This is a genomic window from Rhodovulum sp. BSW8 (assembly GCF_003314725.1).
In the GTDB taxonomy this organism is placed as follows: domain Bacteria; phylum Pseudomonadota; class Alphaproteobacteria; order Rhodobacterales; family Rhodobacteraceae; genus Rhodovulum; species Rhodovulum visakhapatnamense.
On record NZ_QNVX01000066.1, the window covers coordinates 136,417 to 162,426 of the forward strand.

A 26,010-nucleotide genomic window follows, 5' to 3' on the forward strand; every position below is an offset into this window, starting at 1 on the left:
TTACCCACCTTAATCCGAGACATTGCGGCGGATTGACCGGTAATCTCTTTACCGACAAAAACGCTTTCTGGATCAGCCGCTTTCCATCTGCGGCAATTTGCCGGATGCGGCAACAAGCGCCTGACCAAGCGCCAGCCCGCCGTCATTGGCCGGAGTTTCCCTATGGATCAACATCTTGACGCTACGTAAGCAGAAACGCACCTCGGACAGCAGCCGCGCGTTCTGAAAACAGCCGCCCGACAGCGCGACGGCGCGAGCGCGGCCGGATTCGACAAGGGCTTTCGCCGGATCGGCAAAGGCCCGCGCAAGACCCGCGTGGAATCGGGCGGCGATCAGCGGCTTCGGGCAACCCGCGTCGAAGTCTGCAACCACCGCACGAATCACTGGCGCAGGATCGAGCCCGTCGAAGGCGTAGGGCCGGTCGGCCGGAAGGTCGCCCGCCAGCGCCTCTAGCCGCATCGCCGCCTCGCCCTCGTAGCTCTGCCCCCCGGGACACAGCCCAAGCGCCGCCGCGACCGCATCGAACAGCCGCCCGGCCGAGGACGAGGCCGGGGCGTTCAACCCGGCCCGGACCGCCGCCCGCAGCGCCGCGCGCGGGGCGTCGGGCAGCATCCGGTCCGCGACGTCGGCCAGCCCGGCCGCATCGAGCCGCACAAGCAGGTTCCGCCAGGGCTCGCGCGCCGCAGCATCGCCGCCGGGCAAAGGCGCCGGAGCCAGATGCCCCACCCTCTCGACCGCGCGATAGTCGCCCAGCAGCAGCTCGCCCCCCCAGACCGTGCCGTCGGGCCCGTAACCCGTGCCGTCCAGCACGATGCCTGCCACCGGCCCGCCATCGCGCGGCCAGCCGTTCTCGCCCAGACAGGCGGCCAGATGGGCGTGGTGGTGCTGAACCTCGACCACGGGCAGACCCAGCGTCCGGGCATGCTGCGTCGCGCGATAGCCGGGATGGGCGTCGCAGGCGACCCGGACCGGGCGGTGACCGAACAGTCTGCCGTAATCGGCGATGGCTGTCAGGAATTCCTCCCAGGTCAGCGCCTCGTCCAGGTCGCCCAGGTGATGCGACAAGAGCGCCTGCCCGCCCTTCACAAGGCAGATCGCCGATTTCATCTGCCCGCCCAGTGCCAGCACCTGCGGCGCCTCCTCGAACCCGGCAGGCAGGGGCAGCGTGCCCGGCACCCGCCCCCGCGCCCGGCGCAGGACCATCGGCGGATCGGCCCGCTCGACGCTGTCGTCGAGCCGCCGGGCAATGTCGCGGTCATGCATCAGGAAGGCATCGGCAAAGGCCCCCAGCTTGGCCCGCGCCTCGTCATTGCCGATGACCTGCGGCGCGCCCGACAGATTGCCCGAGGTCATCACCAGCGGCCGCCCCACCGCATCGAGCAACAGATGATGAAGCGGCGTGCAGGGCAGCATCACCCCCAGATCGCGCATGCCCGGCGCGACGGTCTCGGGCAGCGCACCGGTGCCGGGCACCAGAACGATGGGCGCCGCCGGATCGCCAAGCCGTGCCAGATCGGCGGGCGTCGGCGCGCAGAAGCCCGCCAGATCGGCGGCGCGCGCCATCAGCGCAAAGGGCTTCGCGGGTCTGCGCTTGCGCGCGCGCAGCCGGTCCACCGCCGCCGCATTGCCCGCATCGCAGGCCAGATGAAACCCGCCCAGCCCTTTGACCGCCAGGATCGCGCCCTGTGCCAGCAGATCGGCCGCGCCCGCGACGGGATCGCCGGGCAGCTCCGCGCCCTCCCGCTCCAGCCAGAGCCGGGGGCCGCAATCGGGGCAGGCGATGGGCTGAGCATGGAACCGGCGGTCGGCGGGGGTGTCGTACTCGGCGCGGCAGGCCGGACACATCGGGAAGTCGGCCATGGTGGTCCGGGCGCGGTCATAGGGCAACTGCCGCAGGATCGTGAAGCGCGGGCCGCATTGGGTGCAGTTGGTGAAGGCATAGCCCCGCCTGCGCCCCGCGCCCCGGATCTCGGCCAGGCAGTCCGGACAGGTCGCGGCGTCGGGCGTGACGCGAGTTTCAGCCCCCTCGCCGCGGCTGGGGGCGATGGTGAAGGTTTCGGGCGCGGTGGCAAAGGCCCAGTCCCGCGCCTCGGCCGCATCGATGCGGGACAGCGCGGGCGCCCGCGCGGTCAGCGCCGCCTGAAACGCTGTGAGTTCCCCGCCCGCAACGCGGATCAGCACCCCTTCGGCATCGTTGAAGACCTCGCCGCGCAGGCCGAATTCCTGCGCAAGCTGCCAGACGAAGGGGCGAAAGCCCACACCCTGCACCTGACCCCGGACCCGGATCTCAAGGCCCGTTTCCACCCTAATGCACCGTGCAGACCATGCAGGGATCGAAGCTGCGCACGATATGCTGGACCGAAAGCGGCGTGTCGTCGCCCGGCGCGACCGGCGCGCCTTCCAGCGCGGCCTCCAGCGGACCGGGGGTGCCCGAGGCGTCGCGCGGGCTGAAATTCCAGGTGGTGGGCGCCACGATCTGATAGGCGGCGATGCGGCCGTTCTCGACCCTCAGCCAATGGCCCAGCGCGCCGCGCGCGGCCTCGACCAGACCTGCGCCCGCGCCATCGCGGATCTCGGGGGCCGGGTCCATGAAGGCGGCGCCGGTGTCAAGATCGCGCACCAGATCCTCCATCAGGATCTGGGTCCGCGCAAGATCCAGAAGCCGCCCCGCCACCCGGGCCAGAACGCCGCCGCCCGCCAGATCGCGGGCCAGAGGATGGCCCGCAACGACCTGCCGCGCCAGCGCGCCGGTCTCGTAGCCAAGCCCGTCCAGCCTCGGCGCCTTGCACCAGCTATAGGCGGTCTCGCGCATCTCGTCGTCGGGCAGGGTCTGGCCCGCGGCCGGATGCGCGGCCCCGCCCAGCATCCAGGCATGCGAGACATCCTCGATGAGCCCGCCCAGATCGAGCGGCGACAGCCCGCCCGCGCGCCAGATGCCGGGGCCGAAACCGTATCCCTCGGCCAGCGGATAGGCCCCGAAGGACAGATACCGCCCCGATCCCCGGCCCAGCGCGTCGAGATCGAGATCGGCCGCGATCTCCAGAAACAGACCCGCATCGCCCTGCCCCCAGCGCAGCAGCGCGGCACGGGTTTCAAGGGCTGCGAAGGCTTCGAGCGGGGCGCCGAACAGCGTTCCTTCCAGATAGCGGCGGAAGGCGGTGAGCGTCGCCATGATCCGCACCTTGTCGCGCGGCCCAGGCGCGCGGGTGACGCCGCCGGGCTGGATCGCCAGCGTGTGGGGCCACTTGCCCGCAAGGGTGCCGAGGATATGCATGAGCGCCGCCCGCGCCTCGATGGCCGCCCGCTGGGCAGCCCCCTCCACCGCCGTGAACCGCTCGACCGCGCGGGGATGCCAGGGACGGTCGGCATAGGCGGGCCGCGCGAAATCGGGCATGAAGAACAGGTTGAAATGAAAGAGATGGTCAGAGACATTCTCGACCGCATGGATCAGTGCCGCCATCGCCGCCCCCTGCGGCGCGGGCATGTGGCCGCCCGCCGCGGCCAGTGCCCGGGCCGCCGCCGCCGACTGGCTGATCGAGCAGATGCCGCAGATCCGCGGCGTCAGCGTCAGCGCGTCCGAGGCCGGGCGGCCCAGCAACATCCGTTCGAACCCGCGATAGAGCGGCGCGTTCACCCGCGCGCCACGTACCCGGCCGTCCTCGACATCGAGATGGACCTCGAGATCGCCCTCGACCCGGTTGAAGGGGCCGACGATCAGCCGCGTGCCGGTCATGCGCGGGGCTTCCTCGGTCCGGGCAGCACCTCGACCCGGTCGGCGACGGCGTTCCTCGACAGCCGCTCGGGCGTCGCGGCCTTCGACAGCGAGGCCAGCGCCATGAACCAGGCCTTGGGCATGTCGGCGGGCAGGCCCACGGGGATGCCCGCGACCTTGGGCGTCGCCGTGAAGGCGTGGCGCGGTTCCTCGAATTCGGGCGCGGTGCAAGAGATGCAGGGATAGCCCGCGCGGGTGCAGCTTCCCTGCCCGTTCCAGGGCCGGATGTTGCAATCGCCCACGGCCTGGGTGCCGACGCAGCCCAGATGCTCCATCATGCAGCCCATTTCGCACAGCGTGGTGGCGCTGGCCTTGTATTCGTAAAACTCGTTGCGCGGACAGCCATGGTGCACCAGATGCTCGGCGTAAAAGCGCGGCCGCGCGAAGCTGTCGAGACCGGAAGGCCCGAGCGCCCCCGCCGCCAGCAGCATCAGCGTCTCGCCGACCCAGTCGGGATGGGTCGGGCAGCCCGCCACATTGATCACCGGCAAGCCGCCCCGACCGCGGAAATCGGCCGCGAGGATGCCTCCCGGATGCGCGCCCTCGAATTGCAGCCCGGCTGCGTCCGAGGGGTTGCCGCCCGCGCTGGTCACGCCGCCGAAGGCCGCGCAGGACCCCACTGCCACCACATGATCGGCCCGGGGCGCCAGCCGGTCGACCCAGTCGAGCATCGACCGCCCGGTCCCCGACAGCATCTGATAGCGCCCGGTGCCGTTCGGCCCGCGCGCAACCGCGCCTTCGACGCAAAGGATGTCGAGCGGGATCTCGCCTTCGGCCGCCCGGTCCAGAAGCGCCCGCGCCTCGGCCCCGGTTTCGACCGAGAGCGAGGGATGCCAGAGAAACCGCAGCCCCGCACCCGCCATCAGATCGGGCAGCGAGGGGCTTTCGGCGCAAAGCAGCGACATGGTGCAGCCGCCGCACCCCGCCGCCTGCAGCCAGAGCACGTTCTTCATGCCGTGGCCTCGGCCAGCGGCAGGTCGATGCGAAAACAGGCGCCCCGGTCGGCGGGGCAAAGCCGCAGCTGGCCGCCATGCTCCTCGGCGATCTTGGCACTGATCGCGAGACCAAGCCCGGTGCCCTGCCCGACCGCCTTGGTGGTGAAGAACGGATCGAAGATCAGCGTGCGGACGGCGTCGGGCACACCCGGGCCGTCATCGGCCACGCTCAGCACCGCGCGCCCGTTCTCGGCCGCGACCGACAGATCGACACGGCCGCCCTCCTCGACCGCGTCGAGCGCATTCTGCACGAGGTTCATCACCACCTGCTGGACATGCCCGGGGCGGCCCAGCGCCATCACCGGCGCGCTGCCGGGAAAGCCGATCCCGACCGCGCGTTTCGACCCGCGCATGACCCAGCTGGCGGCGATGCGGGCGGTCTCGGCCAGATCGAAGGCCACCATCTCGCCCGCGCCGTCCGACGACAATCGCCGCAGGTCCTCGACGATGTCGCGCACCCGCTCGGCCCCATCGCGCGCGCCCGCCACCGCCTCGCGCAGGTTGCGGATCTCGCGATCGAGCCGCAGATCCTCGCGCAGCCGCACCAGATCGGCCCGGTCCGCCCCGGCCTGCACCTTGTCGAAATAGGTCTCGAACTTGGTGGCATAGCGGTCGAGCGCATGGGCATTGGCATAGACGAAACTGATCGGGTTGTTCAGCTCATGCGCCACCCCGGCCAGCAGTCGGCCCAGAGAGGCGAGCTTTTCGTTCCTGACCAGAAGGGTCTGCGCGGCCTTCAGCTCGTCATGGCTGGCGGCAAGCTGGGCATAGGCCTGGCGCAGTTCGCCCAGCGGGCGGCCGGTCAGGACATGCCCGGTGACCCGGCTGCGCTCGTCCAGCCGGGGCGACAGCGACAGTTCCAGCGGCGTGGTGTCCCCGGCCGCGATCAGCCCGGCCTCAAGCGTGACCGGACGGCGGTCGAGTGCCGCCCGCTGCATCGCCGCGACCAGCGCCGGGCGGTCGCTTTCGGCGAAGAGCTCGGCCACCGGCCGGCCGACAAAGCCCGCCGTCGACGCCCCGGTGCGCGCGGCGAGCGAGGCCGACACCTCCTCGACGCGGCCCGAGCGCGACACCACGATCAGCACATCCGAGACCGAGGCGAGGATCGAGCCGAGGAAGGAACGCATGGTTTCCAGCTCTGCGTTCTTGGCCTCGAGCCGTTCCTGATAATCGACCAGATCGGCATAGGTGCGGTCGACGGCGGACAGCACCTCGGCCCAGACCGCGTCCGAAAGCTCGCCCTCGCCAGAGACGAGGCCCCTGGTGATATCCCGCGCCATCGGCCCTCCTTCGGGCGGAGGATACAGGTCGCGGCGGCCGCCGCAAATCAATTCGCGTGGTGGTGGCGGCGACGCACGCCCGCCGGGCGTCCCGGCAGGTCGAGCCTCGCATCGGCCCGCGGCGTCTCGGACACCACCCTGCCTTTCGAGATCACCGCCAGCCGGGCGGGCCGCAGCCGGATCGCCTCGATCGCGTCGCCCGCATCGAGGATCACCAGCGAGGCCCGGGCGCCCTCGTAAAGCCCGTAGCCCTCCAGATGCAGGATCTTCGCGCTTTCGGTGGTGGCCATCTCGAAGCACTGCCGCATCTCGGCGGGCGAGGTCATCTGCGCCACGTGCAGCCCCATGAAGGCCACGTCCAGCATGTCGGCGGTGCCCAGCGGATACCACGGATCGCGCACGCAGTCCTGGCCCCAGCCGACGGTGATGCCATGGGACTGCATCTCCTTCACCCGGGTCAGGCCGCGCCGTTTCGGGAAGCTGTCATGGCGGCCCTGGATCACGATGTTGATCAGCGGGTTCGGCACGGCGGACAGGCCCGCCTCGGCCATCAGCGGCAGCAGTTTGGACACATAGTAATTGTCCATCGAGTGCATCGAGGTCAGGTGACTGCCATTGACCCGGCCCTGAAGGCCCAGCCTTTGCGCCTCGTAAGCCAGCGTTTCCACATGGCGGCTGAGCGGATCGTCGGTCTCGTCGCAATGCATGTCGACCAGAAGCCCGCGTTCGGCGGCGATCTCGCACAGTTCTCGCACCGAGGCGCGGCCGTCTTCCATCGTGCGCTCGAAATGCGGGATGCCGCCGACCACATCGACGCCCATGTCGAGCGCGCGGAGCGTGTTGGCCTTTGCCGTCGGGTCGCGCAGGAAGCCGTCCTGCGGGAAGGCCACCAGTTGCAGGTCGAGATAGGGTTTTACCGTCTCGCGCACCTGCAACATCGCCTCGACGCCCTTGAGGCTGTCATCGCAGGTATCGACATGACTGCGGATCGCCAGAAGCCCTTGGCTTACCGCCCAGTCGCAATAGGCCAGCGCCCGCTCGACCATCTGATCGACGGTCGCGATCTGTTTCAGCTCGCCCCAAAGCGCAATGCCTTCCAGAAGCGTGCCCGAGGCGTTGATCCGGGGCGTGCCGTAGCTCAGCGTCGCGTCCATGTGGAAATGCGGATCGACAAAGGGCGGGCTGACCAGATCGCCCGCCGCGTCGATGACCCGCGCGGCCGTCGAGCCGGACAGATCGCCGATGGCGGCGATGCGGTCCTTCACGATCCCGATATCCGCCACCTGTCCGTCTGGAAGATTGCCATCGGTGATCAGAAGGTCGAACTCGGCCATTTAGCGGTCTCCGCGATTATAGGGTGTCATCAGGGCGGCGGGCACCTCGGCCCGGCGCGACATCAGGACCAGCGCCAGGATCGACAGCACATAGGGCACCATCAGAAAGACCTGGTAGGGGATGTCGGCGCCCAGAGGCGTCTGCTGAAGCCTGATCTGTAGCGCGTCGAAACCCGCGAACAAGAGCGCGCCGATCAAAGCCTTGCCGGGACGCCACGCGCCGAAGACGACCAGAGCGATACAGATCCAGCCGCGCCCGTTCACCATCTCGAAAAAGAAGGACGAGAAGGCCGACATGGTCAGGAAGGCGCCGCCCACGGCCATCAGCCCCGACCCGGCCATCACCGCGCCGATGCGGATCGCGGTGACCGAAAGGCCCTGCGCCTCGACCGCCGAGGGGTTCTCGCCCGCGGCCCTCAGCGCCAGCCCCAGCGGCGTGCGATAGAGGATCAGCGCGACGGCGATCACGCAGGCGAAGGCCAGATAGGTCAGGGCGGTCTGGGAAAAGAGCGCCTCGCCGAAGAAGGGCAGATCCGAGAGGCCGGGGATGTGGACGGGCTGAAACGGCTCGATCCGGGGCGGGCTGGTGACCTCGGGCAGCGACAGTCGGTAGGCGTAATAGGCGCTGGAGGTCGCCAGCATGGTGATGCCGAGGCCCACGACGTGCTGCGACAGGCCGAAGGGCACGGTCAGAACCCCGTGCAACGCGCCGAAGGCCATGCCGGTCAGAAGCGCGACCAGCAGCCCCGGCCAGAGCCCGAGCCCCGCATAGACGGCCATCCAGCCCGCGAAGGCGCCCGCGACCATGATCCCCTCGATCCCGAGGTTCAGCACGCCCGCGCGTTCGCAGATCAGCTCGCCCATGGTGGCGAAGATCAGCGGCGAGGCGATGCGCAGCACCGCCGCCCAGAAGCTGGCCGACAGAAGGATGTCGAGGATCTCCATCAGCCCCTCACCACGCGGAATCTCGTCAGCAGGATCGCCAGCACCATCGACAGCAGCGCCACCGCGACCGAGATGTCGGCAATATAGGTGGGCACGTCGGCCGCGCGGCTCATGCTGTTGGCACCGACGAAGACGCCCGCCACGAAGATCGCCGAGGCGACGACGCCCAGCGGGTGCAGAAGTGCCAGCATGGCGACGACGATGCCCGTGTAGCCAAAGCCCGGGCTCAGATCCAGGGTCAGGTTGCCCTTGAGCCCAGCCACCTCGGAAAAGCCCGCCAGCGCCGCCAGCCCGCCCGACAGAAGCGCGGTCTTGACGATCACCCGGTTGACCGGGATGCCAGCAAAGCGCGCGGCCTGCGGGTTCAGCCCCACGGCGCGGATTTCATAGCCGAGCGTGGTGCGGATCTGGATCAGCCAGACCGAGACCGCCGCGATCAGCGCCAGCCCGAAGCCCCAGTGCAGCCGCAGCCCCTCGATCAGGCGCGGCAGCCGCGCATCGCGCGGGATGGGGGGCGATTTCGGCCAGCCCATGCCCATCGGGTCCTTCAGCGGGCCTTCCAGCAGCATCGAGATCAGCAGCAGCATGATGAAGTTCAGCAAAAGCGTCGTGACGACCTCGTCGACGCCGAGCCTCAGTTTCAGCACCGCAGGCCCCAGCAGCACCAGCGCCCCCGCAAGGATCGCCGCCAGCGCCATCGCGGGGATCGCGACCGGGCCTGGCAGGCCGAGTTGGGTCCCCACCAGCACCGTCAGCAGGGCGCCCGCGTAAAGCTGCGCCTCGGCGCCGATGTTCCATAGCTTCGCGCGGAAAGCGACGGCCACGGCGAGCCCGGTGAAGATCAGCGGGGTCGCACGGTTCAGCGTCTCGAGCAGCGCGAACTTGGACCCGGCCGCCCCTTTCAGGATCAGCCCCAGCGTTGCGAAGGGATCGGCCCCCGCCAGCCGTGCGAGGACCGAGGCCACGACCACGGTGAAGGCCAGGGCCAGAAGCGGCAGGCCAAGGCGGCGCGCCAGCGAGGCGTTCCGGACCGGTTCAAGCCGCATGATCGAACCCCTGCCCGGCCATCCAGACGCCCAGTTCCGCCGGGGTCTTCGTGCCCCTCGGGAACCCGGGCGACAGCCGCCCCTCGGACATCACATGAATCACATCGGAAAGCGCCAGGATCTCGTCGAGATCCTCGGAAATCAGCAAAACGGCGGCGCCGCCGTCGCGGGCCGCGATCAGGCGGTCCTGCACATAGGTCAGCGCGCCGATGTCGAGCCCGCGCACCGGCTGGTTCGCCAGGATGATCCGCGGCGCGGTTTCCAGCGCCCGGCCCAGGATCAGTTTCTGCATGTTGCCCCCGGACAGAAGGCGGATGCGGGCCTCGGGGCCCGGACAGCGGACGTCATAGTCTTTGATGATCTTCTCGGCATGGGCGCGCGCGGCGCGCCAGTTCATCCAGCCCCGGCGGCTATAGGGCGGCCGGGCATAATCTTCCAGCACCGCGTTCTCGGTCAGGGTGAAATCGGCGATCGACCCGGTCGCGTGCCGGTCCTCGGGGATGCGGCCGACGCCCGCCTGCAAGGCGGCACGGGGCGACCAGCGCTCGACACGCGCGCCCGCGACTTCGAACCGCCCGGCAGACGGCGCGGCCAGCCCCGAGACAAGATCGGCCAGCGCGCCCTGCCCGTTGCCCGAAACCCCGGCAAGCCCGGTGATCTGCCCGGCCCGGAGCGCAAGGCTGACCGATTTCAGCCCGGGGCGCGTGCCCTCGGGGGGCGTCGAGACGGCATCCAGTTCCATCAGCGCAGACCCCGGACGGGCCAGCGACGGTGCGGGCAGGCGCACCTCGGCACCCACCATCATCTCGGCCAGCCGGTGGCGGTCGGTCTCGGCGGTGGCGACCTCGCCCGCCACGCGGCCATGGCGCAAGACGATCACCCGGTCCGAAACCGCCATCACCTCGTGCAGCTTGTGGGAAATGAAGATGATCGACAGGCCGCGATCCACGGCCTTCTTCAGGGTGGCGAAAAGCGCCTCGGTTTCCTGCGGCGTCAGCACGGCGGTCGGTTCATCCAGGATCAGCACCCGCGCCTCGCGGTAAAGCGCCTTCAGGATCTCGACCCGCTGGCATTCGCCCACGGACAGGGTCCGGACCTTCGCCTCGGGGTGGACCGCAAGGCCGAAATCGCGCGACAGCGCCGCGATCCGCGCCCGCGCCTCGGCCCGACCGAGCCCGCCACGCCAGAGCGGACGGGTCCCGATCAGGATATTCTCGGTCACGGTCAGATTGTCCGCCAGGGTGAAATGCTGGTGCACCATGCCGACGCCCGCGGCCAGCGCCGCGCCGGGCTGGCCGGGCGGCAGGGCCTGCCCCATCACCTCGACCGTGCCCGCATCGGCCGTGTAATGGCCGAAGAGGATGTTCATCAGCGTGGTCTTGCCCGCGCCGTTTTCGCCCAGCAGGGCAAGGACCTCGCCCTGGTGCAGGGCGAAGCCGATAGCGTCATTGGCGGTGAGTGTCCCGAAGCGCTTGGTGATCCCCTCAAGCTTCAGGACAACCGGTCGCGGGTCGGCCATCAGGACGACTTGGGCTCGGTATCGTTGATCTCGACGGTCAAGCTGCCGGCCTTGATCGCGGCCTCGCGCTCGGCCACCAGATCGAGCGCCGATTGCGGCACCTTGCCCGCGAAGGTCCCGAGCGGCGCCAGCGAACAGCCGCCTTCCTTCATGAAGGAATAGGCCCCGTAATCGGCGGCCTCGAACGTCCCCGCCGCGACGCGGTCGAGCGCGGCCTGCAGGGTCGGCCCGAAATGCCAGAGCGCCGAGGCGACCACGGTGTCGGGATAGTCGGCCTGGGTGTCGATGACATTGCCGATGGCCAGCACGCCCTTTTCCTGCGCCGCGTCCGACACGCCGAAGCGTTCGGCATAAAGCAGGTCGGCGCCGTTCTCGATCATCGCAAAGGCGGTTTCCTTGGCCTTCGGCGGGTCGAACCAGGACCCGATGAAGCTGACCTGGAAAGTGGCGTCGGGCTTGACCTCGCGCACGCCCGCCATGAAGGCATGCATCAGCCGGTTCACCTCAGGGATCGGAAAGCCGCCCACCATGCCGATATTGCCGGTCTTGGTCATCGCGCCCGCGACGATGCCCGAGAGATACGAGGCGTCCTGGATATAGTTGTCGAACACCGCGAGGTTCGGATAGGCGTCGTCCGGCGGGAAGGACGACCCCAGCAGGAACGCCGTTTCGGGATAGTCCAGAACGACCTCGCGGGCCTCCTGTTCGACCCCGAAGATCTCGCCCATGATCAGCTGAACGCCGGATTCGGCGTATTCGCGCATCACCCGAGGATAGTCGGTATTGGCGGTATTCTCGCTGAAGGTGTAGTCGATCAGCCCGGCTGCCTTTGCGGCCTCGGCGGCCTTGTGCAGCCGGCTCACCCATTGCTGTTCGACCGGAACCGTGTAGATGCCGGCCACGCTGATCGGCTCGGCCGCCAGTCCGCGCCGCGGCCAAAGCCCCATCCCCGCCGCCGCAACCGCCCCGGCGCTGCCAAGCAGCATCCCACGCCGCCCGATCGCGATCCCGTCCCGCGTTTTCGCCATTCGATCTTCCCCTGTACCTGAATCCCCGTCACTGGCGGCATTCGGCGCCATCGGACGGGGTTTTTGAACGGGCCGAGAGTGGCACGGGCGCCCGGCGAAGGGAAGTCCGCTCGTTTCCCGGGCAGCCCTGCGCCGACTGCCCGCCGGATAGGCAGCGCCGGGCGGTCAGATCGACCCGGCCTCGACCATGTAATTGCTGGCGCTGCACATGGCGGCATCGTCCGAACTCAGGAACACGACCATCCGCGCCACATAGACCGGGTCGATCAGGTCGGGCAGGCACTGCCGCCTGCGATGCTGTTCCAGCTTCTCGGGCGTGACCCAAAGGGCCTTCTGCCGCTCGGTCATGATCCAGCCGGGGACCACTGTATTGACCCGGATGCGGTGCGGGCCGAGATCGCGCGCCAGGGTCCGGGTCAGCCCGTGCACCGCGGCCTTGGCGGTGGCATAGGCGGGAAAGCCGCCCACCGCCTCCATCCAGGAATTCGAGGCGAGGTTGACGATGGCCCCGCCGCCCGCCGCGATCATGTCCGGGGCCACGGCCTGGATCGCGAAGAACATGTGGCGCAGGTTGGTGGCCATGCGCTCGTCCCAGTAGTCGGGCGTGACCCCGGCCCAGTCGTGACGGTCGTCGCGGGCGGCATTGTTGACCAGCACCTCGGCCGGACCGATCCGGGTCTTCAGCGCGGCGAAAGCGTCCCTGAGCGCCGCGATGTCGCGCAGATCGCAGGTCTCGTGATGAACCTCGCCGCCCAACCGGTCGCAAAGCGCTCTGGCCGCGGCCCCGTCGAGATCGACGACCCCCACCCGCGCGCCCTGCGCCGCGAAGGCCGCGACGATCTCGGCGCCGATGCCCGAGGCGCCGCCGGTCACATAGACCCGGCGCCCCCTGAGACTGGGGTAGATGGCGAAATCGCGGGTCATGTCTGTCCTCCCTGCCCCTGCGCTTGGGCCGCCATTGTCGAAGCGCATGCGCCTGCGTCAAGCGGCCGATTCGGCATAGGGGAACGGGTCCGGCCGCGTCCGGCGGGTCAAAGCAGGGCATTTTCCGGGCACATGACAGGAATTGCGGCAGATCCGCAGCGACGACGCGGCGATCCGATGCGCCTGTTGCAAGGGCTGCATGGCGGCAATTCCGGGTCGTCGATTGCGCGCGCGCGGAATTTCCATAGATGTCGGGCGCGCACGAACAGAGGATATTCCCATGACCAGCCTGACCCGGGCCGCGCCGAATTCGGCCCTTTCCTTCCGCCTTTCGGCCCTCGCCGAGACCCTTCTGCGGATCGGCCGCCGCAGCAGCCTCCGCCGCCAGACCGTTCGCGAGCTTTCGGCCCTGTCCGACCGCGACCTGAAAGATCTGGGCATCTTCCGCTGCGACATCCGCACGATTGCCGCCGAGGCCGCCCGGAACGCCTGAGGCGCGTCTGGATCGGCGTGGCCCACCCCGCCCCGATCCAGCCCCCCCCGCGCGACGCGGGTCCACAAGCCGCTTGACCCGATGAAGGACCTGACATACCTCTGTCGGGCCTTTCGCGGGTATGGTGAAATGGTATCACACGAGCCTTCCAAGCTCTTGGCGCGGGTTCGATTCCCGCTACCCGCTCCAGGCAATTCCCCCGCTTGACGCAACAGGGCCATGCCTGGGACGGACGTGCGCTGTCGGCGCCTGCTTGCGGCACGAACCGGGTCCAGCCTTCGCGGCCCGCCAGCTCCTCGCCTCTTCCCCGACCTCACCGCGATACCCGGGGCACCGCAGGCCGACCGGCCGTCGGGTTCCTTGGGCGCTTGCGTCCGTGTCCTATCGCCTTTAGCCCTTTCGCTCAGGGAGAAAGACTGACCGCCCGGGATCGGGTCGGCAAGGTTTCGGCCATGGACAGCCACGAGAGGGGAGGCTCGTGCAGCAGATACTATTCCGCGAAGCATTCATCAGACGCCTGTCACGCTATCGGGTGACGGTTCCCCGGGGGTCAGAGGCCACCGGGGTCTCGAAAGGCATTCTCAAAAAGCTCAAACAGCGCGGCGGCGCGCCCACCAAAGTCGAACCCACCAAAGCGGAAACCGCTGTGAAGATCGCCAGGTGTTTCGGCAAGACGGTCGAACAGTTTCTGGACAACGCTGACAGCCCGAAGGCCGAGGCCCTCCCTGGCAAGATCGGCCGGTCTAGCGATACAGGGAAAGAAAGGCTGGACGGGCTGCCGGCGCGGCGGCGCCGCTCTGGCTGAGGCATCCCGCTGGCCGGTCGGCAGCCCGGGCATCGGCACATATGAAACGGGTTTCGAAAAGCGGATCGGATGTCAGAAAATCGGGAAGAAACCGCAAGCCTCCTGAGCACGGCCAGCATCCTGATCGTCGATGACGAACCCGGGATGCGGCACTTTCTGGTCAAGACGCTGCGCCCGCTTTGCCGCGCCGTGGACGAGGCGCCCGACACCGAGGCGGCCGAACGGCTGCTGGCCGCCCGGCAGTATGACGTGATGGTCCTCGACAACCTGATGCCCGGCAGAAAGGGCCTCGACTGGCTGCAGACCCAGCGCGACCGGGGCGGATTCACCGATACCATCATGATCACCGCCTATGCCGACCTGCAGACCGCCATCGAGGCCATGCGCGCCGGGGTTTCCGATTTTCTTCTGAAACCTTTCCGGTCGAACCAGATCCTGAACGCGGTCGGCCGCTGTCTGGAACTGGCAAGGCTGAAACGCGAGAATTTCCTTTTGCGCCGCGAGCTTGAAACCGGGGCCTCCGGGACCCGCCGCCGCGAGCTGATCGGCCAGTCGCCCGCCATCGCCGAGGTGCGCCAGATACTCGAGCGCGTCGCGCCGCTTTCGACTCCGGTGCTGATCCTGGGCGCATCCGGGTCGGGCAAGGAGGTCGCGGCGCGGCATATCCATTGCCATTCCGGCCGCAGCGGCGCCCCCTTCGTGGCGATCCAGTGCGGCGCGATCCCCGCCGACATGATCGAATACGAACTGTTCGGCCATGCCGCGGGCGCCTTTCCCGGCGCACGGTCGGGGCGCGAGGGGCTGCTGGCCTCGGCCTCGGGGGGCACGGTCTTTCTGGACGATGTCAGCGAACTGGGCGCCAATGCCCAGACAGCGCTGCTTCGGGTTCTCGAAGACGGCGTCATCCGCCCCATCGGCACCGAGCGCGACATACAGCTTCAGCTGCGCTTCGTGATCGCCTCGACCAAACCGCTGCAAAAGGAAGTGCAGGAGGGGCGGTTCCGCGAGGATCTGCTGTTCCGCATCAATGTGGTCGAAGTCCGGATGCCCGCCCTGAAAGAGCGGAGCTCGGACATTCTGGAGCTGGCCGAGCTTTTTCAGTCCGAACTGTCGGCCGCGCTGAACCTGCCCCGGCTTGACATGACCTCGTCCGTGCGGTCGGCCATGCTGCGCCACGACTGGCCGGGCAACATCCGGGAATTGCAGAATTTCATCGAACGCGCGCTGATCTTCGGGCGCTTTCCGGTCGAAACCCTGGGGCCGCCGCAGACCGGCACCGAGATCACGCCCCTGGAAGACATCGAGCGGCGCGAGATCCTGCGGGCGCTCGAGGCGCTGGACGGCAACCGGTCCGAGGCGGCGCGCCGCCTGGGGGTCTCGCGCAAAACCATCGACCGGAAATGCGCGGCCTGGGGCCTTTAGCCGATGCCACGCCTGCCCGGCATCCTCCGTTCGGTCAGGGTCCGCCTGCTGGTGATCGCGCTCTTGCCGATGCTGGTGCTTCTGCCGGTCATGCTGGGCGGCGCGATGTGGCGCTGGTCGGCCAAGATCGACAACCTGCTCGTGACCAAGGTCACCGGCGATCTGACCATCGCCGACCAGTACCTTGCCCGGTTGATCGAGATGTCGGGAGAGCGGGTGGACGCGGTCGCCCGGTCGGTCGATCTGCGCGAGGCAATCGGGGCCGGGCGACAGGCGGTCTATCTGGAAGGCGAACGCCAGCGGCTGGGGCTCGACTTCCTGCGCATCGCCGCGCCGCGGCCCCGGGAACGGGCCTGGCCGGTGATTGCCGCAGCCCTCGACGGCCAGCGGCAAAGCGCGATCGACATTTTCGACGCAGATCAGCTTGAGGCCCTCGCGACCGGGCTGGCCGAGCGCGCGGAAATCGCCCTGGTGACGACCCGCGCGGCGGTTCCGACGGACCGCACCGACGAGACGCGCGGGATGATCATCCACTCGGCCGCGCCGCTGGTGCTGCCCGATGGCACGCGGGTCGCGCTGGTGGGGGGCCGGCTGCTGAACCGGAACCTCGATTTCATCGACACGATCAATGCGCTGGTCTATCGCGACCGGAGTCTGCCCGCTGGCAGCCAGGGCACCGCCACGCTGTTTCTCGACGATGTGCGCGTCTCGACCAATGTGCGTCTGTTCGAGGCTGTCCGCGCCCTTGGCACGCGGGTCTCGGCCGAGGTGCGCGCGCAGGTGCTGGACGAGGGGCGGATCTGGCTCGACCGCGCCTTTGTCGTCAACGAGTGGTATATCTCGGCCTACGAGCCGATCCTCGACAGCTTCGGACGCCGGGTGGGAATGCTCTATGTCGGCTTTCTCGAAACCCCGTTCCGCGAGGCCAAGCGCACCTCGATCCTGGCACTCGGCGCGGCCTTCGTGCTGATCGCGCTGGTGTCGGTCCCGGTCTTCCTGCGCTGGGCACGCCACATCTTCCGGCCCCTCGAGGGCATGACCCGCACCATCGCGCAGGTCGAGGCCGGAGACCTGGCGGCGCGCAACCACCCGCCTGAAGCGGGTGGCGAGATCGCCCAGCTCGCCCGCCATTTCGACAGCTTGCTCGACCGCCTGCAGGCGCGCGACCGCGAACTGCGCAGCTGGGCCGAAAGCCTCGAGACCCGGGTCGAGGAGCGCACGCGCGACCTGCGCGCCGCCAATCTGCGGCTCGAACGGACCACCGAACGGCTGATCATGTCCGAGAAGCTGGCCGCGGTGGGCGAGATCACCGCCTCGGTCGCGCATGAGATCAACAACCCGGTCGCGGTGATCCAGGGCAATCTGGACCTTGCGCGCAGCACACTGGGCGCCGAGGCCGACAAGGTCGCCGAGGAATTCGCGCTGATCGACGATCAGGTCTACCGGATCGGCGTCATCGTCTCGAAGCTGCTGCAATTCGCCCGTCCCGAGGATTATTCCGGTTCGGCCGATCTGATCGCACCCGCCGAGGTGGTGAAGGACTGTCTGGTGCTGACCCGCCATCAGGTTCAGGCAGCCGGGATCGTGTGCGAGGTCAGGGCCGAGGGCACGGGAACCGTCGCGGTGTCCCGCACCGAATTGCAGCAGGTCATCGTGAACCTCATCCTGAACGCGGTCCATGCCATGCCCGATGGCGGCAGCCTGAGGGTGGTCGCAAATGACTGCAAGGACGGGGTCGAGGTGACGGTAGAAGACAGCGGGACCGGTATCGCCCCCGAGGTCCTGCCCCGGATCTTCGATCCGTTCTTCACGACGAAACAGGCGCAGGGCACCGGGCTTGGCCTGTCGATCAGCCAGCAGATCGTGAGTCGGGCCGGCGGCCGGATCACCGCCGCGTCGATCCCCGGGCAGGGAAGCCGGTTCCGGGTTTTCCTGCCCTCCGCCCAGAAAACGTGACCGGTCCGGGTCCGGACAGGATGACGCAGTTTTCGGGTGCGATCGGGCAACCTCGGGACAAAATGTCCAACCGCAGGGGATGCGCCCCCTGCGAAAGCGACAAAAATTCCGACATCGCCTTGTTATAAATAAGAAATTCAGTTGACAGCACAAGCCCCTGGCTGGCTTTTTGTTGATGGCATGCGACAGCATGCTGCCGGGGTGGCCTGGAGGAGACCGCCCGCGGCACCAATCAAGGGAGGAACATCATGAGCAACGCCTCAGGCGGCGCGCTTGGCTTCTTGCACAAGAGCCATATCGTGGCCGAACCCGGTTTCAACCGCTGGCGCGTCCCGCCGGCATCCATCGCGATCCATCTTTGCATCGGCTCGGTCTATGCCTGGTCGGTCTTCAACCCGCCGCTGACCCGCGAACTGGGCGTCGTGACCTCGGGGGCCGATGACTGGACGCTTGGGTCCGTGGTCTGGATCTTCTCGGTCGCCATCGTCTTTCTGGGCCTTGCGGCCGCCTTCGCAGGCAAATGGCTCGAAGAGGTCGGCCCGCGCATGGTCGGCGTCGTCGCCGCGATCCTCTGGGGCGGCGGGTTCATCATCGGCTCGTTCGGGATCTCGGCGCACCAGCTCTGGCTGGTCTATCTCGGCTATGGCGTGCTTGGCGGCTGCGGGCTGGGGCTGGGCTATGTCTCGCCGGTCTCGACCCTGATCCGCTGGTTCCCCGACCGGCGCGGCATGGCGACCGGCATGGCGATCATGGGCTTTGGCGGCGGCGCGATGATCGCGGCCCCGGTCAAGGGCTGGCTGCTCGACCTGTTCAAGCGGGCGCCAGACTATCTGGGGCCGCAGGACGCGGTGGCGACCGTCGTCGAGGGCGGCCGGATCTTCGCCGAAACCGCCGCCGGCAAGGTCGAGGTGGTCGCGGCCTCGGCCAAGCAGGCCGCCGAATTCGGGGGCGAGGCAGGCCTTTACGTGGTCGGTACCGGGGCTACGGGGGCCGCGCAGACCTTCCTGACGCTGGGCATCGTCTATCTGGTCGTGATGATCTTCGCCGCCTTCCAGTACCGCGTCCCGGCCGAGGACTGGAAACCGGCCGGCTGGTCGCCGAAACCGGTGGCCTCGGGCATGGTGTCCCAGAACAACGTGCATATCGACCAGGCCCTGAAGACCCCGCAATTCTGGCAGATGTGGGTCATGCTCTGCTTCAACGTGACGGCGGGAATCGGCGTGATCGGCGTCGCCAAGACGATGATGTCGGAGATCTTCGGCTCGGTGATGCCGCTGGTCGTCACCGCCGCCTTCGCCTCGACCTATGTGCTGATGATCTCGGTCTTCAACATGCTGGGGCGGTTCTTCTGGGCCTCGGCCTCGGACCATATCGGGCGCAAGGCGACCTACATGTGCTTCTTCGTGCTGGGCACCGCGCTGTACCTGTCGATCCCCTATTTCGCATCGGCCGTGGCGACCAACCCGGCGATGATCTATCTGATCGGCTTCTATGCCGCGACGATGATCATCTTCTCGATGTATGGCGGCGGCTTTGCCACCATCCCCGCCTATCTGGCCGACATGTTCGGCACCATGCATGTGGGCGGCATCCACGGTCGGCTGCTGACGGCCTGGTCCACCGCGGGCGTGCTGGGGCCGCTGGCCATCACCTCGCTGAGGCAGATGTCGGTGACCAACGCCATCCAGGATCTGGCCGGCCGGGTCGATCCGGCGGCCTTTGCCCAGAAGTTCGGGGCGCCGCTTGCGCAACTCGATCAACTGGTGGCGGCCAAGACCGTGACCATCGCGGGGCTGATGGAAATCGCGCCGGCAGGCACCATCGATCCGACGCCCTCGCTTTACAACACGACGATGTATTGCATGGCGGCGCTTCTGGTCGTGGCCTTCTTCGCCAATCTCTTCATGCGGCCGGTGCGCGAACATCACCATCACGACGAACCGGAACTGAGGGCGATCCCGGTCGAGTAAGCGGAACGCCCCGGTCCGCCTGCGGGCGGGCCGGGGCGCGCGCGCCGCTGCCGGAACCTGCGACCGGACCTGGACGTGGGTCTTTCCACAGGCGCTACTTTCTGATAATAACCGTCAGGAATTGGCTGGCCTCACGTCCGGTCGCGCCCTTATCCGTCAGGCCCAAGCCGTCCGCCCGGTCCCCTGCGCTCATTGCCCATCAGAGGTGCAGATGAACGTTCACAGACCGGCGGCAGAGCGCCGCGACGCAGACGCCTTCTTTGCCCGGATCTCGACCGACCCGCTGGCCGATGCGTTTTCCGGCCGGATGGGCGCGCATGCCCATGGCGGCGGAATGGCCGTACCCCCCGAGGAGGTGGCCGGTCTTTGGCACGGGCTGACAGCGGCGCCCCGCACCGGACCTTCAGTCGCCTATGTGCATGTGCCCTTCTGCGAAAACCGCTGCCTCTTCTGCGGGTTCTACCAGAACCCCTGGCGGCGCGAGCTGGGGGCGCCCTATGTGGACGCGGTGCTGGCGCAGCTTGCCGCCGGCGCCCGGACCGCGGCGCAGCAGGGCCACCCGCTGAGGGCGGTCTATCTGGGCGGCGGCACCCCGACGGCGCTGGCCGCGCGCGACATCGCGCGGCTGGTCGAGGGGCTGCACCGCCATCTGCCGCTGGCGCCCGATTGCGAGATCACTCTGGAAGGCCGGATCGTCAGCTTCGGGCTTGAAAAGGCGCGCGCGGCCTTCGACGCAGGCGTGAACCGCATCTCGCTTGGCGTTCAGACCTTCGATGACGGCGTGCGTCGCCGCATGGGCCGCAAATCGACCCGGGCCGAGACCGTGCGTTTTCTCGAGGGGCTGATGCGGCTGGACCGGGGGGCCGTGGTGATCGACCTGATCTACGGGCTGCCTGGCCAGGACCGGGCCACCTTCCAGGAGGATGTGCGTCTGGCCGCGGCGCTGGGGCTCGACGGGCTCGATCTCTATTCGCTGAAGTCGATCCCGGGCACCCCGCTGATGATGGCTCAGGACAAGGGCAAGCTTGCCGTCGCCGGACCCGGGGAACTCGGCCATTTCTATGCCGACGGCGCCGCCGAAATGGACCGCGCGGGCTGGGAGGCGATTTCGACGACCCATTGGCGGCAGGGCACGCGCGAACGCAGTCTTTATAATTTCGAGGTCAAGGCGGGGGCGCACTGCCTGGCCTTCGGCGCGGGCGCGGGCGGCAATCTGCAAGGCCACGGCTTTCGGATCGTGCCCGATCTCGACACATATCGCGAGCGGGCCGCGAACGGCGGCGCGGGGCTGGTCGCGGGACTGATACGGCCATCCCCGCTTGGCCAGGCCCATGCGGCCATCAAGGCTGGCATGGAACGGGGGCGGCTCGTGTTCGCCCCCGTGGACCGGGCCCTGGCAAGTTGCGGGGTCGGCGGCGGTTTCGAACCGCTTGCCGCGCCGCTGCTGGCGCAATGGCAGCGCGCCGGGTTGCTGACGGGGCATTCCATGTCGGTCGCACTGACGTTGGCCGGGCGGTTCTGGCAAGTCGCGATGACGGCCCGCCTGATCGCCTGGACCGACCTCCGCCTGAGCGAGGCCGAAAACGAAGCCCACAGGCGGGTGACAGCCTGACCTGCCCAAGAGCGGACGCCACTGCGACCGTCACCGCCCGGAACAATCCAAAGTCATGGCCATGGGTCGGCCCCTGTCCCAACAGAGGCGAACCTGACCTTCCCCCCGGAAACCGGGCCATTGCGAACTGGAATTTTCCACCTTTGACTGGACGAAGGAGGAAGACCCATGAAGCGGAAACGGTTCGTCGGCCTGGCACGATCGGTCCAGCAATACCGACCTGTGCCGAAGGACGACGCGGCGGTGGTCAAGCGCATGAAGGCGCTGGCGTCGGAGAACCGCCGATACGGCTATCCGCGGCTGCACGCCATGCTGCGGCGCGAGGGCCTGGTAGTGAACCACAAGCGGACCTACCGGCTTTACACCGACCATGGTCTGCAAGTGAGAACGCGGAAACGAAGGAAGCTGCCCCGGCGCGACCGGGTTGCCCCGCAGGTGCCGGAACGGCCGATGCAGCGGTGGTCGATGGATTTCGTTGGCGACCAGTTGGCCGATTGCCGACGGTTCCGCGTGCTCAATATTGTCGATGATCACAGCCGGTTCTGTCCTGGCCAGATCGTGGACGTGTCGATCCCGGGCGCCAGGGTGGCGCGCTTCCTCGATGATCTGGCGCTGCGCTTCGGGTTGCCCGAGATGAAACCTCCGCGCGTCGGGCGATCGCTCAACCTGCGCCAATCGGCGTAAACATCAACCGGGCTCAAGTCCCAGCTAGATGAACGTTCAGCGGCAGGTCACCGGACCGCCATCATCAGCGCATCCATAACCAATGAGGCGTCCCGGTCCGCCTTCATGGACCATCCTGCCGAGAAAATTCCACGTTCGCGTCCCCCTAACCACGGGGAGGATTACCGCCGCCTTTGCCCCCTATCTTCCGGTTTCGCCCGAGCGAAATGATGCACTCTTCCTCGGCTTTGCCAACCTTTCTGGCCGGTGACCGGGGCAACCACAGGCTGCGGCCGATCGGCCCGGCTCCCCCCGGCCTGGAAGCGCCGCCCCCACTTTCGAAGCGCCGGACACGACACGCCGCAGCGTCGGCATGTCAGCCAAGGCGCCGCAGTGCTCGATCACGCGGAAAATCGGCCGTCAGACGGCTTTCTTCGCGGCGGCAAGGCGTGTAAGAGCCGGGTTGGTTGATGTATCGGAAAGCTGAACATGTCACAACGAGACGATCGCGCGGAATTCGAAGAAATGAAGCGGCGGCAGTCGTTGACCCTCGGCAGAGACGAGGCGCTCCATGACAGGTCGTCGGCCATGTTCGAAGCCCTGAACGAGTACGATTTCAGCTATCTCTGGAGCTGGATGGGCGCCCCGATCATTCAGACGCCAACGGACATCATGGCGACGCAAGAGGTGATCTGGTCCTCGAAACCGGATGTCATCATCGAAACCGGGGTGGCGCGTGGCGGATCGGTTCTGTTCATGGCGTCGCTGCTGGACCTGATGGGCGCCGGCAAGGTGATCGGGGTCGATATAGACATTCGCGCGCATAACCGCGATACGATCGAAACCCATCCGATGTCGAAACGCGTGACCCTGATCGAGGGCGGCTCCGTCGATGCCGAGACCGTTGCCCGCGTCCGCGCCGAGATCCCCGATGGGGCCAGGGTCATGGTCGTTCTCGACAGTGACCACAGCCGCGACCACGTGCTGGCCGAATGTCGCGCCTATGGCCCGCTGGTGACCGAGGGATGTTACCTTGTCGTCGCGGATACGATCGTCGCGCACCTGCCAGAGGCGTCGAAGGCGCGCAACAGATCCCGTCGGCTCGAGCCCGGCAATGATCCGGCCGCGGCGGCCCTGGCCTATATGGCCGAGAACCCCGATTTCGAAGTCGACCCGGTCCTGAACGGCAAGCTGATCCTGTCGTCGTCACCCCGCGGCTATCTGCGGCGGAAGGCTGCCTGACCATGCGTCGGGCGGACAGCGTTGCGTTCTTCGGGCTACGTGACGACGCCTATTCCGAGATCGCCCTGACGCATCTGGAAACCCTGTTCGAGACCGTCATTCCGGTCCTGTCAACCAACGAGGTCCCCCCGACCTCGCCCGACCCCGGCGTTCTCGAAACGGACTGGTTGTTCTGCTTCAAATCCAAGACGATCTTCCGCGCCGCGACGCTTGAGGGGCTCGGAAAGGCTGCCATCAACTTTCACACTTCCTCGCCCGCCTATCCGGGCTCGGGGGGCGTGAACTGGGTCCTTTATAATGGCGACGAAAGCTCGGCGATCACGGTCCATCTGATAACCACGGATGTCGATGCGGGCCCCATTCTGGACGTTTCGGATTTCTCCTGCCGCGAGGCCCGGACCGTCGCGGATCTCCTGAAACTGACCTATCGCCATCATCTTCTGACCTTCCTGAGGGTGACTGCGGCGATTGCCCGCGACGGCATGGATTGGGTCGACCGAGCGCGTCTTGACAACAAGGCGCGGCACTGGGCGCCCAAAACCTATCGCTTGCGCGACCTTGAGGCCCTCAAGCGGCTGGATCCAGAGATGACGGAAGAGGAAGTCGCGCGCCGCATACGAGCCACCAGCTTCGGCCGTTACGGCCCGTTCGTCGAACTGCACGGCAAACGTTTCACTCTGTCCGAGTGACAATAGGCCGATCATCCCCCGCCTCACGAACTTGCCTCTTCGCATCCCTGTGACTACGACAGGGGTCAGTTCTCCGCCGCCGCGGCGGCGCGATCTTCTGCCAGGGAGCCCTGCATGATCCCCGAGCCTCGCCCTGTCATCAGTCTCGTCATTCCGACGCGGGAGCGTGCACACTACCTCGACGCCGCCATCCGCTCGGCGCTCGTTGCAGCCGATGCCCCCGTCGAGATCGTCGTCTCCGACAATGCCAGCTCCGATGACACGCCCGCAGTGATCGCAGGCTTCGACGATCCGCGCATCGTCGCCCTGCGCACCGACCGGCGGCTGTCGATGCGCGAGAATTTCCAGTTCGCGCTGTCGCACACCACCGGAGACCATGTGCTGTTCATCGGCGATGACGACGCCGTGTTGCCCAACGGCCTGCGGCTGCTGGCCGATCTGATCGCGCGCCACGACCCCGATATCGTGAAATGGCGGGTGATGACCTATCTTTGGCCCGACCCGCGGACGGGGGCGGCGGGGACGCTTCGGGTGCGGCCGCAGGCGCTGGACGGTCGGCTGAAGCGGCTCGATCCCGCGGCGGTTCTGGACGGCTTTGCCCGGGCGAGGTTTCGCAGCTACCACGACGGCGGGATGATCTATCACGGCTGCATCTCGCGCCGTCTGATTGCGCGGGCCGAGGCGGCCTCGGGCGGCCCGTATTTCCGCGGGTCCTCGCCCGACGTGTTCACCTCGCTGCAGGCGCTGATGGTGACCGACCGGCCGATCCTGCGGATCAACCTTCCGATCACGCTCGGCGGGTCCTCGCCGCGCTCGAATGGGGCCGCGGGCCAGAAACTGGCGGTCTCGGGCGCGTCGGCGGAAGGCACCGAATTTGCCAGGTTCATCGCCGAGACGGGCACCGACCCCTATCAGTGTCGGCTGCCGGTGAGTTGCCCCTCGCTGACCATGATGACGCTCGACTGCCTGCAATGCGCGGCCGAGCTTCAGGGGTATCCGCTCAAGATCGACGCCACCGCCTGGTCGGCCCGCATCGCCGCCGATATCGGCCGTTTCGCCGAGCCGACGCGCAGCACGTGCGAGGCGCTGGCCCGCGCACTGCTGGGTCCGGACTTCCACCTGGACGACCCCGCGTCCGAAAGCGCCGTCCCCGTCGCTCCGTCGCCCGCACCCGCGCCTGCGCCTGCGCCTGCGCCGCCCGACGGCCCGGCGCTGCGCCGGGTGTCGACCACGCTGCATTTCGAGGGCGGGCGGATGACGGCCGATGCGGCGGCGGCGGCCGACACGCTCGACGGCCTGGTGCGGCTCGGCCGCACCGACGCCCGTCCGCCCGGTGCCTTGGGTCGTGTGCGGAACGTGTTGGGCCAACACGCCCGGGCGCGGTGGATGCTGAGATAGGTTCTGCCAGATGTCGGTCTGGACCGCCTTGTCTGGCCGCTGAAGGAATTGACCAGCCCCCCGGAAGTTCCCTCGCCGTAGCGTAGAGTCTGCCCGACCTGAAGGAGCAGACGAATGAGGAAAAGCCGTTTCACCGAGGCGCAGATTATCGGGATGCTCAAGGAGCAGGAGGCGGGTTTGCCCACCTCGGAACTTTGCCGGAAGCATGGGTTGAGCCCGGCGACCTTCTACAAGCTCAAGGCCAGGTATGGCGGGATGGACCTGTCGGACGCCAAGCGGCTGAAGCAGCTCGAGGATGAGAACGCGAAGCTGAAGCGCCTGGCCGAGGATTTCGACCTCGGGCTGATCGGGATCCCCGACAGCGTCTTCCGCATCATGCGCCACAAGGGCGGGCTGGGCGCCGCCGGATCGCACCCGGCCGTGTTCCCCGTGGCTCTGGTCGAGGCGGTGCTGGAGGCCTTCACCGATCCCGGCGACCTGGTGTTCGAACCCTTCTGCGGCTCCGACACCCAGCTGATCGCCGCAGACCGCACCGGGCGGCGCTGCTGCGCGCTGGAACTGGACCCGGTCTATTGCGATGTGGCCGTGCAGCGGTGGGAGATGGCGACCGGGCGGCGCGCGGTGCGGCTGTGAGGCGCTTGACCACATCGCCGGATACGCCCAAGGTCTGCAATGCGGACCAAGCTGCCGTCCTGTTCAGGCCTTACATCACAATGCGACCGACGGTGTCTGCTTGGAATATTGTGATCCATTCCCGGCTGACTGCATCGGCGAGTTTCGCCACGCCTGAAACCAGAGTACCCGGTAAGGGTAGTTGCACCCCAAGCTGGTTACAGATTGCTAGGCTCCAGACTCATTGATCGTCAAAGCCAGAAGATGACGGTTGCGGCGAGGGCTATGGCGGAGAGGAAGGTCTT

At 67.8% G+C, this 26,010-nt stretch carries 20 protein-coding genes, 1 tRNA gene and 2 pseudogenes; 13 read left to right on the forward strand and 10 right to left on the reverse strand.

What is annotated here, in order from left to right; genetic code table 11:
* Positions 1–72: 72 nt before the first annotated feature.
* From hypF to DSD19_RS20280, 10 genes are all read right to left on the reverse strand, one after another.
* A complete protein-coding gene (hypF, locus tag DSD19_RS20235; protein WP_113670887.1) occupies positions 73–2,304 on the reverse strand; it encodes a carbamoyltransferase HypF in 2,232 nt (743 codons plus the stop codon).
* Between the two features lies 1 nt (position 2,305).
* Entirely contained in the window at positions 2,306–3,733 is a 1,428-nt protein-coding gene (locus tag DSD19_RS20240; protein ID WP_113670888.1) for a nickel-dependent hydrogenase large subunit, read from the reverse strand.
* On the reverse strand, positions 3,730–4,725 hold the full coding sequence (locus DSD19_RS20245; RefSeq protein ID WP_075784869.1) for a HupU protein: 996 nt from the start codon (positions 4,723–4,725) through the stop codon (positions 3,730–3,732). The genes DSD19_RS20240 and DSD19_RS20245 overlap by 4 nt, the downstream gene beginning before the upstream one ends.
* A complete protein-coding gene (locus DSD19_RS20250; RefSeq protein ID WP_113670889.1) occupies positions 4,722–6,047 on the reverse strand; it encodes a sensor histidine kinase in 1,326 nt (441 codons plus the stop codon). The genes DSD19_RS20245 and DSD19_RS20250 overlap by 4 nt, the downstream gene beginning before the upstream one ends.
* Positions 6,048–6,094: 47 nt before the next feature.
* Positions 6,095–7,381, reverse strand: coding sequence for an amidohydrolase family protein (locus DSD19_RS20255; RefSeq protein ID WP_113670890.1), 1,287 nt, complete (start codon positions 7,379–7,381; stop codon positions 6,095–6,097).
* Entirely contained in the window at positions 7,382–8,326 is a 945-nt protein-coding gene (locus DSD19_RS20260) for an ABC transporter permease (RefSeq protein WP_113670891.1), read from the reverse strand. It lies immediately after the preceding gene.
* Positions 8,326–9,372 carry an ABC transporter permease gene (locus DSD19_RS20265; protein WP_113670892.1) on the reverse strand — a complete coding sequence of 349 codons (1,047 nt, stop codon included), beginning with the start codon at positions 9,370–9,372 and terminating at the stop codon, positions 8,326–8,328. The genes DSD19_RS20260 and DSD19_RS20265 overlap by 1 nt, the downstream gene beginning before the upstream one ends.
* Entirely contained in the window at positions 9,362–10,891 is a 1,530-nt protein-coding gene (locus tag DSD19_RS20270) for an ABC transporter ATP-binding protein (RefSeq protein ID WP_075784864.1), read from the reverse strand. Before DSD19_RS20270 ends, DSD19_RS20265 begins: the two co-directional genes overlap by 11 nt.
* Positions 10,891–11,919, reverse strand: coding sequence for a BMP family protein (locus DSD19_RS20275; protein WP_113670893.1), 1,029 nt, complete (start codon positions 11,917–11,919; stop codon positions 10,891–10,893). The genes DSD19_RS20270 and DSD19_RS20275 overlap by 1 nt, the downstream gene beginning before the upstream one ends.
* A gap of 165 nt (positions 11,920–12,084) precedes the next feature.
* Positions 12,085–12,843 (reverse strand): SDR family NAD(P)-dependent oxidoreductase, encoded by a 759-nt coding sequence (locus DSD19_RS20280; protein WP_113670894.1) that lies wholly within the window; start codon positions 12,841–12,843, stop codon positions 12,085–12,087.
* Between the two features lie 280 nt (positions 12,844–13,123).
* Between DSD19_RS20280 and DSD19_RS20285 the strand changes: the two genes are divergently transcribed.
* The 13 genes and pseudogenes from DSD19_RS20285 to DSD19_RS20340 form a co-directional block, all read left to right on the forward strand.
* A complete protein-coding gene (locus tag DSD19_RS20285) occupies positions 13,124–13,336 on the forward strand; it encodes a DUF1127 domain-containing protein (protein WP_113670895.1) in 213 nt (70 codons plus the stop codon).
* A 115-nt stretch (positions 13,337–13,451) separates the two neighbouring features.
* Positions 13,452–13,525: transfer RNA gene (locus DSD19_RS20290), tRNA-Gly, on the forward strand.
* Between the two features lie 289 nt (positions 13,526–13,814).
* A complete protein-coding gene (locus DSD19_RS21545) occupies positions 13,815–14,141 on the forward strand; it encodes a hypothetical protein (protein WP_133260487.1) in 327 nt (108 codons plus the stop codon).
* Between the two features lie 69 nt (positions 14,142–14,210).
* Complete coding sequence (locus tag DSD19_RS20295; protein WP_075784859.1) at positions 14,211–15,563, forward strand: sigma-54 dependent transcriptional regulator; 1,353 nt, start codon at positions 14,211–14,213, stop codon at positions 15,561–15,563.
* Positions 15,564–15,566: 3 nt separating this feature from the next.
* The gene (locus DSD19_RS20300; RefSeq protein WP_113670896.1) at positions 15,567–17,519 is read left to right on the forward strand and encodes an ATP-binding protein; all 1,953 of its coding nucleotides are present in this window, start codon (positions 15,567–15,569) and stop codon (positions 17,517–17,519) included.
* 248 nt (positions 17,520–17,767) lie between these two features.
* On the forward strand, positions 17,768–19,489 hold the full coding sequence (locus tag DSD19_RS20305) for an OFA family MFS transporter (RefSeq protein ID WP_113670897.1): 1,722 nt from the start codon (positions 17,768–17,770) through the stop codon (positions 19,487–19,489).
* A gap of 211 nt (positions 19,490–19,700) precedes the next feature.
* Positions 19,701–21,101: a heme anaerobic degradation radical SAM methyltransferase ChuW/HutW gene (gene hutW / locus DSD19_RS20310; RefSeq protein WP_113670898.1), complete on the forward strand. Its 1,401-nt coding sequence runs from the start codon at positions 19,701–19,703 to the stop codon at positions 21,099–21,101.
* A 168-nt stretch (positions 21,102–21,269) separates the two neighbouring features.
* Positions 21,270–21,785 (forward strand): IS3 family transposase, encoded by a 516-nt coding sequence (locus tag DSD19_RS20315; protein ID WP_113670899.1) that lies wholly within the window; start codon positions 21,270–21,272, stop codon positions 21,783–21,785.
* A 522-nt stretch (positions 21,786–22,307) separates the two neighbouring features.
* The gene (locus DSD19_RS20320; RefSeq protein ID WP_207802495.1) at positions 22,308–23,006 is read left to right on the forward strand and encodes a cephalosporin hydroxylase family protein; all 699 of its coding nucleotides are present in this window, start codon (positions 22,308–22,310) and stop codon (positions 23,004–23,006) included.
* 2 nt (positions 23,007–23,008) lie between these two features.
* On the forward strand, positions 23,009–23,695 hold the full coding sequence (locus DSD19_RS20325) for a formyltransferase family protein (protein ID WP_113670901.1): 687 nt from the start codon (positions 23,009–23,011) through the stop codon (positions 23,693–23,695).
* A 114-nt stretch (positions 23,696–23,809) separates the two neighbouring features.
* Positions 23,810–25,093, forward strand: coding sequence for a glycosyltransferase family 2 protein (locus DSD19_RS20330; RefSeq protein WP_113670902.1), 1,284 nt, complete (start codon positions 23,810–23,812; stop codon positions 25,091–25,093).
* Positions 25,094–25,207: 114 nt separating this feature from the next.
* Positions 25,208–25,424, forward strand: a pseudogene (locus DSD19_RS20335) (transposase); the annotation flags it as partial.
* A gap of 74 nt (positions 25,425–25,498) precedes the next feature.
* Positions 25,499–25,726 (forward strand): annotated as a pseudogene (locus DSD19_RS20340) (DNA methyltransferase); the annotation flags it as partial.
* Positions 25,727–26,010: the final 284 nt, after the last annotated feature.

Excerpts from the sequence above, each read along its gene's own strand:
- DSD19_RS20240 (WP_113670888.1), bottom strand. The coding sequence starts at position 3,733 with ATGACCGGCACGCGGCTGATCGTCGGCCCCTTCAACCGGGTCGAGGGC.
- DSD19_RS20245 (WP_075784869.1), bottom strand. The coding sequence starts at position 4,725 with ATGAAGAACGTGCTCTGGCTGCAGGCGGCGGGGTGCGGCGGCTGCACC.
- DSD19_RS20250 (WP_113670889.1), bottom strand. The coding sequence starts at position 6,047 with ATGGCGCGGGATATCACCAGGGGCCTCGTCTCTGGCGAGGGCGAGCTT.
- DSD19_RS20255 (WP_113670890.1), bottom strand. The coding sequence starts at position 7,381 with ATGGCCGAGTTCGACCTTCTGATCACCGATGGCAATCTTCCAGACGGA.
- DSD19_RS20260 (WP_113670891.1), bottom strand. The coding sequence starts at position 8,326 with ATGGAGATCCTCGACATCCTTCTGTCGGCCAGCTTCTGGGCGGCGGTG.
- DSD19_RS20265 (WP_113670892.1), bottom strand. The coding sequence starts at position 9,372 with ATGCGGCTTGAACCGGTCCGGAACGCCTCGCTGGCGCGCCGCCTTGGC.
- DSD19_RS20270 (WP_075784864.1), bottom strand. The coding sequence starts at position 10,891 with ATGGCCGACCCGCGACCGGTTGTCCTGAAGCTTGAGGGGATCACCAAG.
- DSD19_RS20275 (WP_113670893.1), bottom strand. The coding sequence starts at position 11,919 with ATGGCGAAAACGCGGGACGGGATCGCGATCGGGCGGCGTGGGATGCTG.
- DSD19_RS20280 (WP_113670894.1), bottom strand. The coding sequence starts at position 12,843 with ATGACCCGCGATTTCGCCATCTACCCCAGTCTCAGGGGGCGCCGGGTC.
- DSD19_RS20285 (WP_113670895.1), top strand. The coding sequence starts at position 13,124 with ATGACCAGCCTGACCCGGGCCGCGCCGAATTCGGCCCTTTCCTTCCGC.
- DSD19_RS20295 (WP_075784859.1), top strand. The coding sequence starts at position 14,211 with ATGTCAGAAAATCGGGAAGAAACCGCAAGCCTCCTGAGCACGGCCAGC.
- DSD19_RS20300 (WP_113670896.1), top strand. The coding sequence starts at position 15,567 with ATGCCACGCCTGCCCGGCATCCTCCGTTCGGTCAGGGTCCGCCTGCTG.
- DSD19_RS20305 (WP_113670897.1), top strand. The coding sequence starts at position 17,768 with ATGAGCAACGCCTCAGGCGGCGCGCTTGGCTTCTTGCACAAGAGCCAT.
- hutW (WP_113670898.1), top strand. The coding sequence starts at position 19,701 with ATGAACGTTCACAGACCGGCGGCAGAGCGCCGCGACGCAGACGCCTTC.
- DSD19_RS20315 (WP_113670899.1), top strand. The coding sequence starts at position 21,270 with ATGAAGCGGAAACGGTTCGTCGGCCTGGCACGATCGGTCCAGCAATAC.
- DSD19_RS20325 (WP_113670901.1), top strand. The coding sequence starts at position 23,009 with ATGCGTCGGGCGGACAGCGTTGCGTTCTTCGGGCTACGTGACGACGCC.
- DSD19_RS20330 (WP_113670902.1), top strand. The coding sequence starts at position 23,810 with ATGATCCCCGAGCCTCGCCCTGTCATCAGTCTCGTCATTCCGACGCGG.